At 62.7% G+C, this 14,786-nt stretch carries 11 protein-coding genes; 8 read left to right on the top strand and 3 right to left on the bottom strand.

Features of this window, described 5'->3' with window-relative positions; genetic code table 11:
- Positions 1 to 151: 151 nt before the first annotated feature.
- From AC1ECN_RS07350 to AC1ECN_RS07320, 7 genes are all read left to right on the top strand, one after another.
- Complete coding sequence (locus AC1ECN_RS07350; protein ID WP_003543737.1) at positions 152 to 403, top strand: acyl carrier protein; 252 nt, start codon at positions 152 to 154, stop codon at positions 401 to 403.
- Positions 403 to 1,584 (top strand): acyl-CoA dehydrogenase family protein, encoded by a 1,182-nt coding sequence (locus AC1ECN_RS07345; protein ID WP_024320470.1) that lies wholly within the window; start codon positions 403 to 405, stop codon positions 1,582 to 1,584. Before AC1ECN_RS07350 ends, AC1ECN_RS07345 begins: the two co-directional genes overlap by 1 nt.
- A gap of 5 nt (positions 1,585 to 1,589) precedes the next feature.
- Positions 1,590 to 2,498 carry an amino acid--[acyl-carrier-protein] ligase gene (locus AC1ECN_RS07340; RefSeq protein WP_024320469.1) on the top strand — a complete coding sequence of 303 codons (909 nt, stop codon included), beginning with the start codon at positions 1,590 to 1,592 and terminating at the stop codon, positions 2,496 to 2,498.
- A gap of 8 nt (positions 2,499 to 2,506) precedes the next feature.
- Positions 2,507 to 3,469: a DUF1839 family protein gene (locus AC1ECN_RS07335; RefSeq protein WP_032988942.1), complete on the top strand. Its 963-nt coding sequence runs from the start codon at positions 2,507 to 2,509 to the stop codon at positions 3,467 to 3,469.
- A gap of 16 nt (positions 3,470 to 3,485) precedes the next feature.
- Positions 3,486 to 5,966, top strand: coding sequence for a glycoside hydrolase family 2 protein (locus AC1ECN_RS07330; RefSeq protein WP_075224943.1), 2,481 nt, complete (start codon positions 3,486 to 3,488; stop codon positions 5,964 to 5,966).
- Positions 5,967 to 6,011: 45 nt separating this feature from the next.
- Entirely contained in the window at positions 6,012 to 7,190 is a 1,179-nt protein-coding gene (locus AC1ECN_RS07325; RefSeq protein WP_130673269.1) for a glycosyltransferase family 4 protein, read from the top strand.
- Positions 7,191 to 7,278: 88 nt separating this feature from the next.
- Positions 7,279 to 10,590, top strand: coding sequence for an oligosaccharide flippase family protein (locus AC1ECN_RS07320; RefSeq protein ID WP_130673268.1), 3,312 nt, complete (start codon positions 7,279 to 7,281; stop codon positions 10,588 to 10,590).
- 124 nt (positions 10,591 to 10,714) lie between these two features.
- Here the strand turns inward: AC1ECN_RS07320 and AC1ECN_RS07315 are convergent, their stop codons facing one another.
- From AC1ECN_RS07315 to AC1ECN_RS07305, 3 genes are all read right to left on the bottom strand, one after another.
- Complete coding sequence (locus tag AC1ECN_RS07315; protein WP_477952620.1) at positions 10,715 to 11,893, bottom strand: glycosyltransferase family 4 protein; 1,179 nt, start codon at positions 11,891 to 11,893, stop codon at positions 10,715 to 10,717.
- 147 nt (positions 11,894 to 12,040) lie between these two features.
- A complete protein-coding gene (locus tag AC1ECN_RS07310) occupies positions 12,041 to 12,277 on the bottom strand; it encodes an Lrp/AsnC ligand binding domain-containing protein (protein WP_003543721.1) in 237 nt (78 codons plus the stop codon).
- A gap of 68 nt (positions 12,278 to 12,345) precedes the next feature.
- Complete coding sequence (locus AC1ECN_RS07305) at positions 12,346 to 13,254, bottom strand: LysR family transcriptional regulator (protein WP_130673266.1); 909 nt, start codon at positions 13,252 to 13,254, stop codon at positions 12,346 to 12,348.
- An 84-nt stretch (positions 13,255 to 13,338) separates the two neighbouring features.
- On the opposite strand from AC1ECN_RS07305, the gene hglS reads away from it, so the two are divergent.
- A complete protein-coding gene (gene hglS / locus AC1ECN_RS07300) occupies positions 13,339 to 14,769 on the top strand; it encodes a 2-oxoadipate dioxygenase/decarboxylase HglS (protein WP_130673265.1) in 1,431 nt (476 codons plus the stop codon).
- Positions 14,770 to 14,786 lie beyond the last annotated feature (17 nt).

The raw sequence follows: 14,786 nt of genomic DNA, 5'->3' as shown, positions 1-14,786 counted from the left end.
GTACGGGAATGATCGCTAAAATCCTAACTATGAGCCTCAGTCATATTTAACTCAATAAATTAGCGGAATGTTCTGTTTTCCGCACTAAAAGAACGCTCATGACAAGGCGATGAACGCCGGTTCGGGATCTTGAGAATCTTGGAGTGATGGGATGAATAAGGCAATCCGCGACCTCGTAGCTAAATTCGGCAAGCTTCCCGGGTCGATCGACCAGGTCGCCGACGATGCCGATCTTTATGCGGCAGGTTTGACGTCCTTTGCTTCTGTGCAGCTGATGCTTGGCCTCGAAGAGGCCTTCGACATCGAGTTTCCCGACAATCTCCTGAACCGCAAATCCTTCGCGAGCATCTCGGCCATCGCCAGGACCGTCGATCTCATCCGGGACAGCCGGAAGGTCGCCTGATGAATTTCCCTGTCAAGATCATGCAGGACGGTCTTGTCGCGAGGGTGGCCCGTGTCGCCGAAATTGCGGCGAAACACGCGGATACCGTCGATGCCGAGGCCCGCTTCCCCCGGGAAGCCGTCGATGCGATGAAGGCCGAAAGGCTGCTCGGCATCCAGGTGCCGCGCCATCTCGGCGGCGAATCCGCCTCGATTACCGAGATCGCCGAATTGTGTTCGATGCTCGGCCAGGCCTGCGCCGCAAGCGCCATGGTCTTCGCCATGCACCACATCAAGCTGTCAAGCCTCGTTGAACATGGCACCGACAGCGAGTGGCATCGCGATTTCATGCGCCGCATCGCCGCCGAACAGCTGCTGATCGCATCCGCCACCACCGAAGGCGGTATCGGCGGAAATCTGCGCAACAGCATCTGCGCGGTCGAGGTCGATGGCGACACGTGCCGCCTCGAAAAGGATGCGACCGTCATTTCCTATGGCTCGCATGCCGATGCCATCCTTATCACCTCGCGTGCCCACGCGCAGGCGGCTTCCTCCGATCAGGTGCTGACGGCCTTTCTCAAGGACCAGTACACGCTCGAGAAAACGCATGTCTGGAATACGCTCGGCATGCGCGGAACCTGCTCCGACGGCTTCCTGTTCAAGGGCGAAGCGCCGGCTTGCCAGATCCTGCCGAAGCCTTTCGCGGAGATCGCGGCGCAGTCCATGCTTGCCTCCTCGCACCTCTTATGGAGCGGCGTCTGGTACGGCATCGCCGTCGACGCCGTTGTACGCGCCCAGGCTTTCGTGCGTGCCGCAGCCCGCAAGGCGCCGGATGCCCAGCCGCCGGGCGCGCTACGCCTCGCCGAGGTTTCGAACCTGCTGCAGATGGTGAAATCCAACGTGGTTGCCGGCCTCAAGGCCTATGAGGATGCCAAGGCCGACGCCGACAGGCTGTCTTCGATGGGATTTGCGGTGGCGATGAACAACGTCAAGATCGCCTCGTCCGAGACGATCCTGGAGATCGTCAACCATGCGATGCTGATCTGCGGTATCATGGGCTACAAGAACGGCACGCCCTTCAGTCTTGGACGCCATCTGCGCGACGCGCATTCCGCACAACTCATGATCTCGAATGATCGCATCCTCGGCAACACGTCGAGCATGCTTCTTGTCCATAAGCAGGACACTAGCCTACTGGGGTGACAGTCATGGATATGCAGACCTCGTTTCTGGACCGGCTTTTCGAATCCGGTCTGCTGATCGATACCGGCATCGACGGGCTCTACGGCCGCAGCGGCCAGTTCGAAGACGTGATCGCTGCCTTCGAGCGCCTGATCGACACGTTCGGCGGCTCCGATGGTGCCGAAGCCATGCGCTTTCCGCCCGGCATGAACCGCGCCTTCTTCGAAAAGAGCGGTTACATGAAGAGCTTTCCGCAGCTCGCCGGCACGGTGCACAGCTTCTGCGGCAGCGAGCTCGATCATGTCAGCCTGCTGCAATGCATGGAAGTCGGCGAAGACTGGACCAAGGGGCAGGAGGCGACCGACATCGTGCTGACGCCGGCTGCCTGCTATCCGCTCTATCCGACGATCGCCAAGCGTGGCAACTTGCCGAAGACGGGCGGCCTCTTCGACCTGCAATCCTATTGCTTCCGCCATGAGCCGTCGAAAGACCCTGCCCGCCAGCAGTTGTTCCGCATGCGTGAATATGTCTGCATGGGCACAGAGCTGCACGTCACCGATTTCCGCCAGCGCTGGATGGATCGCGGCGTCGAGATGATGAAGGCCGTCGGCCTCGAGGTGACGATCGACGTCGCCAATGATCCGTTCTTCGGCCGCGCCGGCAAGATGCTCGCCAATAATCAGCGTGACCAGAACCTGAAGTTCGAGCTGTTGATCCCGATCACCTCGGCCGCCAATCCGACCGCCTGCATGAGCTTTAATTACCATCAGGATGCCTTCGGCACGAAGTGGGGTCTCAATCTTGAAGACGGCAGTGTCGCGCACACCGCTTGCGTCGGCTTCGGGCTGGAGCGCATCGCCCTTGCCCTCTTCCATCATCACGGGCTCGATGTGAAGCAATGGCCGGCCAGCGTACGGAAAGCGCTGTGGGGCTGAGCAAATCGATGACATCGGTATTCCCGGGAATAGACCCGGAGGCCTACTGGCCGCACGCGCTGCATTCCAGCGAGCGCGCCTGGCCGGAAACCAATTGTTATATCGATCTCTGGATCGAGGTTCTGGCGACATCAGGCGTTGCGCCAGAGGCGATGCTGGGTTTTACCCTGACGCAGGATTTCGAGGGCGACCAGTTCACCTTCTTCAAGGTGCCGCTCGAGGATCTCGAAGCGCTCTACGGCATTCGTGCGACCGAGCTTGCCATCTACGACCGTGTCGAACGCCATGTCGAGGTTCAGATCGCGCGGGCCCGCCTTTGCCTGATCGAAATGGATTCCTTCTACATGCCGGATACGCGCGGCACCGCCTACCGGCAGGAGCACGGCAAGACGACGGTTGCGATCAACCGGCTGGACGTTGCGGCCAAGCGCGTCGATTATTTCCACAATGCCGGCTATTTTCGTCTCGAAGGCGAGGATTTCGACGGGCTGTTCCAGCTGCATCTGACGGAAAACGACCCGCCATTCCTGCCCTACACGGAATTTGCGCGGTTCCCGGAAAGACCGGCGGATGAAACGCATCTGCGTTCGACCGCGCGGCGGCTTGCCGGCTTTCACTTTGCCCGGCGTCCCGGCGAAAACCCGATCCGCGCCTTTGCAAGCGTCTTTCCGCAACAGGTCGAAGCGGTGGCGGAACGGCCGTTCGGCTTCTTTCACAAATACGCCTTCAACACGCTTCGCCAGGTGGGCGCCAATTTCGAGCTGGCGGCCGATTACCTCAACTGGCTTTCCCCTGTTGAATTCGCGGTGGCCGCCGAGCATGCCAGGCGCATTTCGGAGGTGGCGAAATCGGTGCAGTTCCAGCTTGCCCGCGCCGTCACCCGCAAGAAGTTCGAGCCGTTGCAGGCAGCACTTGATCCGGCCGCCGATGCATGGGATTCCATGATGGCGTCGCTTGCGGGGCGAATCTGAGGCCGGAGATCTGACCATGCGGGGGCGTTTGGCGAGCATCGGTGCCGAGGAAAGTCTACTTTCCGAAGGCTGGAACCTGATCCTGACGGAGCCGGGCGCCTGCGCCGTGCCGCACGACATCCCGCTCTCCGCACAGTTCATTCCAGCACCCGTTCCCGGCACCGTCGCTGCAGCGCTTGAAAAAGCCGCGCTCTTCGACCGGGAAAATCCCGAGCCGCTGAACACGCGGGACGCCTGGTATCTCTGCCGGCTTTTCGATGCCGAGCCGGGTGACGCGATCCTGCGTTTCGCAGGGCTGGCGACGCTCTGCCATGTCTTCCTGAACGGCCAGGAAATCCTGTTTTCCGAAAGCATGTTCACGGCGCACGAGATTCCGGTGACGCTTTCGGGCGGCGACGAGCTGGCACTGTGCTTCCGGGCGCTCGGCCCCCGCCTGTCGGAGCCGGGCCCGCGCGCGCGGTGGCGGCCGCAGATGATCACGCCGGCGGGCTTGAAGAATTTCCGCACGACGCTGCTCGGCCATATGCCGGGCTGGTGCCCCGATATCCATGCCGTCGGGCCATGGCGGCCGATTTCGATGGTGCGGCGTCATCCCGTCTCGATCGACAATGTTTCCATCCGCGCCGTATTCGAGGAGAGTGGCATTGGCCGCCTCAGCGTGTCCCTGCACAGCAATGCCGAGAATCCCTCAATGCTGCTGCGCTGCGGTGGGATGGAGCAACCCTTCGAAAAGGTCGGGGACAGTCATTACTCGGCTATCCTCAAACTTCCCGACATCGAGCCCTGGTGGCCGCACACGCATGGCGCTCCGCGTCTCTACGAGCTGACGCTGGTTTCCGCCGGCGTGGAATATCCGCTCGGCAGGACCGGCTTCCGGCGCATCGACGTCGACCGCGGTGCGGATGGCGATGACTTCGCGCTGCTCCTCAACGGCGAACGCATCTTCTGCCGCGGCGCGGTGTGGACGACGGCCGATATCGCGCGATTGCCGGGCGGGCGGGCGGATTACGAGCCGTTCCTGCGGCTTGCCGCCGGAGCCGGCATGAACATGATCCGCATCGGCGGCACCATGGCCTACGAGACACCAGATTTCTTCACGCTCTGCGACGAGCTCGGCCTGCTTGTCTGGCAGGATTTCATGTTCGCCAATTTCGATTATCCGCGCAACGACAAGGCTTTTCTTGGCCACGTGCATGCGGAGGTCGAGGAATTCCTGCACGGCGTGCAGGCGTCGCCTTCGCTGGCCGTGCTCTGCGGCGGCAGCGAAATCCACCAGCAGGCGGCAATGCTCGGCCTGCCGGCGGAATTCTGGAGCGGGCCGGTCACCGATGAAATCATTCCGGCAGTCGTCGCGCGCATGCGCCCCGACGTGCCCTACGTGCCGAACTCGCCGTATGGCGGGGCGATGCCCTTTTCGCCGAATGCCGGTATTGCGCATTATTACGGCGTCGGCGCCTATATGCGGCCGATTGCCGATGCGCGCCGCGCCGACGTGCGGTTTGCCTCCGAAAGCCTCGCCTTCGCGCATGTGCCGCAGCAAAGGACGCTGCAGCGACATCTCGACGTGCCCGCCGTCCACAGCCCGCTATGGAAGGCCCGCGTGCCCCGCGACCGCAGCGCATCGTGGGATTTCGAGGACGTTCGCGACTTCTACCTGCAGCTTCTCTACGGTTTCGATCCAGCTGAGCTGCGCCGCGAAGATCCCGAACGCTATCTCGATCTCTCCCGCGCCGTCACCGGCGAAGTGATCGAGGAGACTTTTGCCGAATGGCGGCGCAAGGGCTCCGCCTGCAACGGCGCGCTCGTCTGGACGCTGCAGGACCTGCTGCCCGGCCCGGGCTGGGGGGTGATCGATTCCACCGGAGAGCCGAAGCCGGTCTGGTATGCGATGCGCCGTGCATTCCGGCCGGTTCAGGTGGTCTTCACCGACGAGGGAACGAACGGTCTCGACGTGCATGTCGTCAACGAGACGGATGCCGCGCTCGACGTCGAGCTCGAGGTTGTCTGCCTGCGCGGCGGAAAACAGCAGGTCGTCAGCGGCAGCAGAGCCTTCAAGCTGGCGGCAAGAGACACGGAGCGCCTTGCCTGCACCGCGCTGTTCGGCGCTTTCTTCGATACGACCTATGCCTTCCGTTTCGGGCCGCCGGCGCATGATGCAAGTGTGGCGCGCCTGCGCTCGCTGGCAGACGGCGCCATTCTCGCCGAGAGCTTCCACTTCCCGTGCGGACGGGGGAAGGCGCTCCATGACGCAGGGATCGAAGCATCATTCAGCAGAGACGGCGACGACTGGTTCGTCGATCTCAGGACCGACCGGCTGGCGCAATCGGTGCATATCGACGTCGAAGGCTATCGGGCCGACGACGACTGGTTCCACCTTGCCCCCGGCGCGATGCGGCGCGTGAACCTTCGCGCGCTGTCCGGTATGGAAAGCGATATTCCGCCTGCGGGCGAGATCAGAAGTCTAGGCAGTTTGCATCGCGTCGCAATCGAGGGCTGATGCCCCTGCGAAGGATGATGCCGATCCATTGGGAAAGACCGTGATTTGAGAACGATATACCGCCTTCTGCGCGCCCATGTCCTGCAGCGGCTGATCCCGCGGTCGCGTCGTGCTTTCAATCCGCGCAGGCCGGTGGAAATCGTCGGCTATCTCTCGATGGCGGTCGGCGTCGGCGAATCGGCAAGGCTCTGCGCCGGCGCGTTGTCGGAGGCGGGGCGGGCGATTTCGCTCTCCGACGTCAGCACGCATCCTGACGAGAATTCCTTCGCCGGATGGATGCCGTCGCATCTCTCCACCGAACCTGCGGGAAGCCGGATCTGGCATCTCAATCCGCCGATGCTGCCGCGCGCCATCCTGAAGAAGGGCGTAGCGAATTTCACTCGCGCTTTCAACATCGGTTATTTCGCCTGGGAGCTCGAAGTCGTGCCGGCGGAGTGGCGCAATGCCATGCATTACATGAATGCCGTCTTCGTGCCGTCGGAATTCACCAGGCGGGCGATTGCGCCCCTCACGGCGGCACCCGTCATCGTGGTTCCCCATCCCGTCACCGAGAAGCCGGCAACGGAAGGCATGCGCCAGAAATTCGGCATCGAGGAAGACGCCTTTCTCGTCAGCTTCATCTTCAGCGCCGGCTCCTCGATCAACCGGAAGAATCCGCAGGCCGTCATCGAGGCCTTCCGGATATTCGCCGCAGAAGCTCCAAGCGCCTTCCTGTTGATGAAGGCCAGTGGCGATATCGGCAAGGATGAGGGCCTGCGCGAACTGGTCGCCTCGGTCGCAGGCAATACCMGGATCAGGATCGTCACCGACAGGCTGTCGGACTCCGATATCAACGGCCTCATCCGCTGCTCAGACGCCTATCTTTCGCTGCATCGTTCCGAGGGTTTCGGGCTGACGGTTGCCGAGGCGATCATGCAGCGTACGCCGGTCATTTCCACGGCCTGGTCGGGAACAGCGGATTTCTGCGATCCCGACAATAGCTGGCTGGTTGCCTCTCCCCTCATTCCGGTGGTCGACACCCATCCGGAATTTGCCGGGCTCGAGGGCGCGGTCTGGGCCGATCCTTCTCCAGAAGTGGCGGCCACGCACTTGCGGGATATCTTCCGCGCGTCAGAGCGTGCGCGAGAGAAGGCGGAGAAGGCGCGAGCGTTCCTGCTGCGCTACCTCGCGGACAACAGCTATGACAACGCGCTTCAGACGCTGGCGGCGATGCAGACCAGCTAAGCTGAGGTCGTCACTCCGCTTTATTTTAACATTTTCGCATTAGAGATGGCAGGTATGCGGCGGTAGGCCGATCCTGACGGATGGACAGATGTCGAAGGGTATTATCGCAAACTCGGTGATGAACGGGGCGGCAGGCATGCTGCTGCTTCTGACGGGCTTCGTTTCCTCGATCATAACCGCGCGGTTGCTCGGGCCGGAAGCCAACGGCATCGTCGCCTTTTCGCTCTGGCTGGTGGTGACCGGCGCGTCGATCGCCGAGCTCGGCTCCAGCATCACGCTGCTGAAGACATTGCCGCAGCTTTCGGCGGAAGGCTTCGACGCGCGCCGCCGGCGGGGTTTTGCCGCCATCCTCGTCAGCTTCATGATGTTCTCGACCGTCGTGCTGCTGGCGCTCTACGCGTTGTTCTTCCTGACCTCCGAAGAGATGCACTGGGCCGATACGGCGCCATCCGTCGCTCTGGTCACGGGCGTGCTGTTCTTCGTCCAGGCGATCGGTTCCTTCGTCAAATTCTACCTGATCGGCGAAAAGAAGCTGGGCGCTTTCTTTAAGCTGACGGTCGCCGTCTCGATCGTGCAGCTTGCCGGGGTTGCCGTCGGCGCCGTCTTCTATGGCGTCGAAGGCGTTCTCGTCGGCTATGCGCTCGGCCAGCTGGTGCTGTTTTTCGCCACGCTGCCGATCCTTCTGGCGCGGCGCGACTGGTGCGGGGTCTCGCTGAAATATCTCGCCTCCTCCTCCGTCATCCTGTCGATCCAGTTCATCATCGATTCCATTTTCCTCAACCGGCTCGAGCTGCTCTTCCTGCAGCAATTCTGGTCGGTGGAGATGGTCGGCTATTATGCCGTCGGCCTGTCGATCGCGAATATCGCGCTCCAACTGCCGATCCAGATGACCGGCAGCCTCCTGCCCTATTATTCCGAGCGGCGCCACAGCAGCGACGATTCGACATTGCCGGTCGAGGTCTTTGCCGCCGTCACCCGAAGCATGGCCTATATCGTGCTGCCGATGAGCCTCGGGCTTGCCGCGATCTCCAGCGAATTGGTGATTGTGGTGTTCGGCGAAGCGTTCCGCCGCAGCGGGACGGTGGTGGCGCTGCTTGCGCTCGTCGCTCCCGCCTATACCTTCATGCAGATCCTCAGCCTCTACCTGCTGTCAATGGACAGGGCCCGCTCCCGCCTGAATATCAGTGTGATAGGTGGCCTACTGATGGTAGCGGGTTGTTTACTGATCGTACCTAGGCTTGCGGCCGAGGGCGCCGCAATCGTGCGCATCCTCGTATTCGTTGCGATGTCGATGATGATGATCAGACAGACAGGATTCGGATCCCAGCTTTCGGGTCTCTACGCAAGCCTGACGAAGGTGACGCTCGCCTCCGTCCTCTGCGCTTGCGGAGCGACTTCCGTACTGGAATTCGTCCAGGGTCCGGCCGGATTGGTCGGCGCGATCATCGCCGGCGCATTCGCCTATTTCGCAGCACTCCGGGTGCTGCGCGCCGTGCCGGGCGAGGATGTCGAAGTCATGCGCTCCATTCTCGACAAGATGCCGTCCCTGCTGCGGCGACCGGTCGGCAATGCAATCAATTTCATCGCGCCGCGGCTTCCCGGTGATCCCGATCGCGCCAAGGTCGCGCCCGGCGAATTCTCGCTGGAACCGGCCGAGGGTGCGGGGCGCAGCGCTGCCCTGCCCGTCGTCTTCGATGGTACGATCGGGCTGTTCATGCCTGAGAATCCTCTCGCCAAGAAACGTTCGGCCGCCGTGCTCTTCGTCAGCCCCTGGGGTTTCGAGGAGATGTGCAGCCGCAAATTCTTCCGCGTCGCGGCCGAGCATTTCTCGGATATCGGCGTGCCGAGCCTGCGCTTCGACTATCGCGGCACCGGTGATGCGCTCGATTTCGCCGCGCTGCCGGCAAGGCTGGAAACCTGGGAAGATTCGATCCGTGCGGCCGCGGATAAGCTGAAGTCGCTGAGCGGCTGCGACCGCATCATCCTCATCGCACAGGGCCTCGGCGCGACGCTTGCCCATCGCGTCGGTTCCTCGATCGAAGGCGTCGACAGCCTCGTCATGCTGGCGCCGGTGCTGAGCGGCCGGGCCTATCTGCGCGAACTCACCATGTGGTCCAAGATCATCGATGCCGATCTCGGCCTCAGCAAGGAGCATGTCCAGACCGCCAAGGTGCAGATCGCCGGGCTCGTCATGCCTGAAGAGATTGCTGCCGAGCTCGGCAAACTCAGCATCGCCTCGCCCCAGGGGCTCGGAGCCTCCCGCTATCTGATCCTCGAACGTCCGGCCAAGGCCGAGGATACCGGCTTTGCCGATGCGCTGAAGGCGCTTGGCGCCGATGTCGAGCAGACGGCCTTCGAAGGCTATGACGAGCTCGCCACCAATCCGCTGTTTGCCAAGACGCCGATGGCTGTCGTCGCGCTGCTGACGACGTGGCTGGTGGCAAGGACGACGGAGACATCCGCCGACCATTCGCCGGCAGCGATCGACAACCCGCCGCTTGCCGGTGATGGTTTTGCGGAAACCCCGGTCCGTTTCGGAAGCCATAATCATCTCGTCGGCGTCGTCAGCCGGCCGCTCGGCGAGATCAAGGGCAATGCCGTGCTCTTCCTGTCGACCGCCTATGACCGGCATGCCGGCTGGGGACGGACGACGGTTGATATGGCGCGCGAGCTCGCCCGCCAGGGCGTCGTTTCGCTGCGCTTCGATTCTGCCAATGTCGGCGACAGCCCGCCGCGGCCGGATGCGCCGGAACAGGTGCTTTATTCGGAGACGCAGACCGGGGATGCGGTCGCCGCGCTCGACCTGCTCGAAAGCGTCGTCGCCGGCCCCGTCATGGTCGCCGGCCGATGCAGCGGCGGCTATGTCGCCTTCCGCGCCGGCGTCGCCGACGAGCGCTTGAAGGCTGTCGTGTCGATCAATCCCTTCGTCTACTACTGGGATCCTGACATGCCGGTGCGCAGGGAGCATGTCGTCTCCGTTCCCCGCAGCCTCGATGATTACAGCCAGCGCCTGGCGCGGCTCGACACGTTGAAGCGACTGCTGCGCGGCCAGGTGGACGTCGTTGCAGCGCTGCAGAATATCGTTATCGCCGCCGGCCGCCGRCTGTCGCCGTGGATCGCGCCGGTGCTCGAGCTGCTTCCCGACCGGCGCCATATCGCCCGCGAGGTCCGGCACTCCTTCGCGCTGTTCGGCAAGCGCAAGGTGCCGCTGACGCTGATCTACAGCGAGGGCGATGTCGGGCTCGACCACGTCTATTTCCACTTCGGGCCGCGCGGCGCCAGACTTTCCCGCTATCCGAACGTGCGCCTGCTGATGCTGCCGGATGCCGACCACAATCTGACGCCGCCGCAATCGCGCAAATTCGTGCTCGACGAGATCATCCGTCTTGCCAGAGCATGACCGGGATTTCAGCTAAAGCATGGCGCGCAAAAGTGTGCAGCGTTTTGCGCCGAAGACATGCGGCAAACAAAGACCTAAAGTCCGGCAAGCGAATCTGAAAGATCGCGACGCGCTTTAGGCGGGATCAGATGCTTTCTGCGGCAACGACATCAAGCGATCTGTAGAGATCGATATAACGTCCGGCGACGATATCCCAGGAATAGCCGCGGGTGGCGTCGAGAAGCTCGGCTCGGACGGTGTCCGGTTGGCGCGAAAGGTGTTCATAGGCCGTTTCGAGCGCCGTGGCGGCACTCTCAGGATTCGTGAAATCGGCAAGCATGAGAACGGGATGCCGGGCGGCAAGCGTCGCAAAGGCATCATTGGCGTTCAGCACCGGCAGGAGACCGGCGCTCATCGCCTCCAGCGCCACCAGGCCGAAACCTTCATATTCCGAGGCGGAGGCGAAAATCGAGGCTTCTGCGATGATGCGCCGGATGGTGTCGTTGTCGGGCGACACATGCAGGGTGACGCGGCCGGAAAGATGGCGGCTTTCGATTGCGCCTTCGACATCCGCCCGGTCCAAGTCGGATTCGGCGCCGACGATGTCGAGATGCCATTCCGGGTCGCGGGTCTTCAGCGCGGCCATCGCATCGAGCAGATGGTCGATGCGCTTGTTCACGGAGAACCGGCCGATCGTGACGATGCGGCGCTTTGCCCGGCGTGAAGCGGTGTCGGCAAACTTGCCGATATCGGCGCCGTTTTCGATCAGGAGGCTGTCGGGCACGRTCTCGGAAAACTGCTTGAGGTCGGAGGCGCTGCAGCAGACGACGCGACGGTAGGCCATCGCCGAAGCACGGGTCAGCGTCCGGAACCAGATCTTCTTGATCGTCGCGTATTTCCGCGTGTGGAAGAAGCCGCCATGGGTGGTGACGATCATCGGCTTGCCGTGCAGCAGCCGGCCCCAGGCGAGCGCGTCGAAGAAGAAGTCGATGGCATGGACATGGACGAGATCGGCATCGGCGAGATGGCGGAAAACCTGCGGTGCCAGCGGATAGCGGCTGGTGCCGGACCAGGGAATGCGCACCACCTCGATGCCGTCGATATCTTCGCGAAGCGGCAGCTTGTCCTGCGGCGCGGTGAAGAGCGAATCCAGCGTGACGACGCGTACGCGATAACCGCGGCGCACGGTCTGGCGGGCGAGATTGGCGACCACGTCTTCCAGGCCGCCGCGATTGGGCAGGAACTGGCGCACGACATGGACGATCAGCGGAGCCGTTTCCAACTGCAGCATCGCGCGCGCCCTATCTGCCTCGACGATCGACATTTTTCACCTATCGCTGCACGTGCCGGCCCGCGCTGATGCGGGCCTGTGATAACAACGACCAGATATGCCCGGCGTTAAGGCGCGGTTTAGGCGACCGCTTGCGAGGGCCAATCTTCGCGAAAAAGGTTAACCGTGTCTGACGGGAATTCAGAAGGCCTTGAAAGTCAGCGTCGTCAGCGAGCGGACGATGCCGGGAATATTGGCGATGTTGTCGTTGATGAATTTGCCGATATCCTGGCCTTCCTCGATATAGACCTTCAGCAGCAGATCGTAGTCGCCGCTGGTCGAATAGAGCTCCGAGACCAGTTCGGTCTGGTAGATGGCGTCGGCGACATCATAGGTCTTGCCGGGTGCGCATTGGAGCTGGACGAAGATCGGCTTCATGGAGATTTCCTGCAAAGTTGTTTGGTAGGCATAATGGTCGAAAGCGCCATGCCGATGCAAGCCGTTCGTCACACAGCCGGGTTGGCGGTGGCTTCTGCGACGATCCAGTCACGAAAGCCGGCAAGTGGCGCATAATCGGCGCGCTCGGGCGGAAAGGCGAGATAATAGCGCTCGCGACTTTCCATTTCACGGTCGACAGCGGCGACGAGATCGCCGCGCCTGATCTCTTCCTGCATCAGGAATGTCGGCAGCAGGGCGACGCCGAGGCCGGCGATTGCCGCCTGCGCAGCCGTGGCGAACTGATCGAAGAGCATGCCGTGCACGCTTTCGAAGGAAACGCCGTTGCCGGCGAACCATTGCTCCCAGGCGTCAGGACGCGTCGTCAGGTGCAGAAGCGGAACGGCGAGCAGATCCTCCGGCGCTTTGATCGAGTATCGCTTCAAAAAATCCGGACTGCAGGCCGGCACCGTGCGCTCCGACATCAGAAGCGCGAGTTCGGCGCCCGGCCAGTGCGGGTGGCCGAAATGGATAGCGGCGTCGATCGAATCGAGGCGGAAATCGAAGGGGGAAAGCCGGGTCACCAGATTGATGGTCACGCCGGCATTGGCGGCGAGAAAGCGCCCCAGGCGCGGCGCCAGCCAGCGCGTGCCGAAGGTCGGCAGGATGGCGAGATTGAGAGTGCCGCCATGCGGATTGGCGCGCAGGTTCAGCGAGGCGCTCGATATCCGCCGCAGGGCCTCGCGAATCTCGCGGGCATATCCGTCGCCGGCAAGCGTCAGCCGCATGGTCTGGCGTTCGCGCAGGAAGAGCTCGACGCCAAGCTGCTCCTCCAGCGCGCTCACCTGGCGGCTGACGGCGCTCTGCGTCAAATCGAGTTCGCGCGCCGCTGCCGTCACGCTGCCGGTGCGGGCAACCGCCTCGAAGGCGGCGAGATGCGAAATCGATGGCAGAAAACGTCTAGACGTCAGCATGGTCATTCCGTTTCAGAATGGGCTATTTCCGAAATAGCGATATTTGCGGCTTTGTCGCGCGTGTAAAGAGGTTCATCCTGCAAAAACGGAATGAGCCGGAGTTTCCCAATGCCGCAAGCCTTCGTTTCCCCAGGCCGCATCCGATCGTTGTTCACCGAGGCGATGTCGCAGATGTACCGGGCGGAAGTACCGCAATACGGCACGCTGATCGAACTGGTGGCGGATGTAAATGCCGGCTGCCTTGAAAAGAATCCTGACCTGCGCGATCGCCTGGCCCAAGCCGGCGAGCTGGAGCGCATCGATGTCGAGCGCCACGGCGCCATCCGGCTCGGTACGGCCGACGAGCTCTTCACCATCCGCCGGCTGTTTGCGGTCATGGGCATGCAGCCGGTCGGCTATTACGATCTTTCGGTCGCCGGTGTGCCGGTTCATTCCACCAGCTTCCGGCCAATCGACGAGGCAGCGCTCAATGTCAATCCATTCCGCGTCTTCACCTCGCTGCTGCGATTGGAGCTGATCGAGGACAAGGGGTTGCGCGGCGAAGCCGAAGCCATTCTGGCAAAACGGCGGATCTATACGCCGCGCGCCGTCGCGCTGATCGAGCGCCACGAGCAGAACGGCGGACTGACCGAGGCGGAAGCGACGGAATTCGTCGCCGAGGCGCTGGAAACCTTCCGCTGGCATGGCGAAGCGACAGTCAGCGCCGAAACCTATAAGCGGCTGCACGATGCGCATCGGCTGATCGCCGACGTCGTCAGCTTCAAGGGGCCGCATATCAACCATCTGACGCCGCGCACGCTCGATATCGACGCAGTCCAGGCCCGCATGCCGGAACGCGGCATCACGCCGAAGGCTGTCATCGAAGGGCCGCCGCGCCGTCATTGCGATATCCTGCTGCGACAGACGAGTTTCAAGGCGCTGGAGGAAACGATCGCCTTTTCCGATGATGACGGTGCGGTTCAAGGGACGCATACCGCCCGCTTCGGGGAGATCGAACAGCGCGGTGTGGCGCTGACGGCGAAGGGCCGGGTGCTCTACGACCAGCTGCTCGCCTCGGTTCGCGGCGAGGTGCAGGTGGGCGCCGGCGGCGCCAAGGCCGGCGCCTACGATCACGAACTCGCCGCGCGTTTCAAGGCACTGCCGGACAGCTGGGACGAGCTGCGCAGGGCGGATCTGGCCTTCTTCCGCTATTCCGCGACGCCTGCGGGCATTGCCGCCGCGGCCGGCAGCAGGCTGCCCAGCGATCCGGGGGCGCTGATCGCCGGGGGTTACCTTGCTTTCACCCCGATCGTCTACGAAGACTTCCTGCCCGTCAGCGCGGCCGGCATCTTCCAGTCGAACCTCGGCACCGACCAGCAGCAGAACTATGCGACCCGCTCGAACCGTGACGCCTTCGAGGCAGCACTCGGTGCTACCGTTCAGGACGAGCTGGCGCTTTACGCCGAACGCCAGGCCGCATCGCTGGATTCGGCACTGGCCGCGCTCGGCCTTGCGGGCCTGCCGCTGAAGACCGTTGCGTGAAATGGCTGCTTCAACAC

Source organism: Rhizobium sp. 01N447_2, assembly GCF_056399245.1.
The sequence above is the reverse complement of the archived record's forward strand: the minus strand, read 5'-3'. Positions and strand labels throughout refer to the sequence as shown.

Excerpts from the sequence above, each read along its gene's own strand:
- AC1ECN_RS07350 (WP_003543737.1), top strand. The coding sequence starts at position 152 with ATGAATAAGGCAATCCGCGACCTCGTAGCTAAATTCGGCAAGCTTCCC.
- AC1ECN_RS07345 (WP_024320470.1), top strand. The coding sequence starts at position 403 with ATGAATTTCCCTGTCAAGATCATGCAGGACGGTCTTGTCGCGAGGGTG.
- AC1ECN_RS07340 (WP_024320469.1), top strand. The coding sequence starts at position 1,590 with ATGGATATGCAGACCTCGTTTCTGGACCGGCTTTTCGAATCCGGTCTG.
- AC1ECN_RS07335 (WP_032988942.1), top strand. The coding sequence starts at position 2,507 with ATGACATCGGTATTCCCGGGAATAGACCCGGAGGCCTACTGGCCGCAC.
- AC1ECN_RS07330 (WP_075224943.1), top strand. The coding sequence starts at position 3,486 with ATGCGGGGGCGTTTGGCGAGCATCGGTGCCGAGGAAAGTCTACTTTCC.
- AC1ECN_RS07310 (WP_003543721.1), bottom strand. The coding sequence starts at position 12,277 with ATGAAGCCGATCTTCGTCCAGCTCCAATGCGCACCCGGCAAGACCTAT.
- AC1ECN_RS07305 (WP_130673266.1), bottom strand. The coding sequence starts at position 13,254 with ATGACCATGCTGACGTCTAGACGTTTTCTGCCATCGATTTCGCATCTC.
- hglS (WP_130673265.1), top strand. The coding sequence starts at position 13,339 with ATGAGCCGGAGTTTCCCAATGCCGCAAGCCTTCGTTTCCCCAGGCCGC.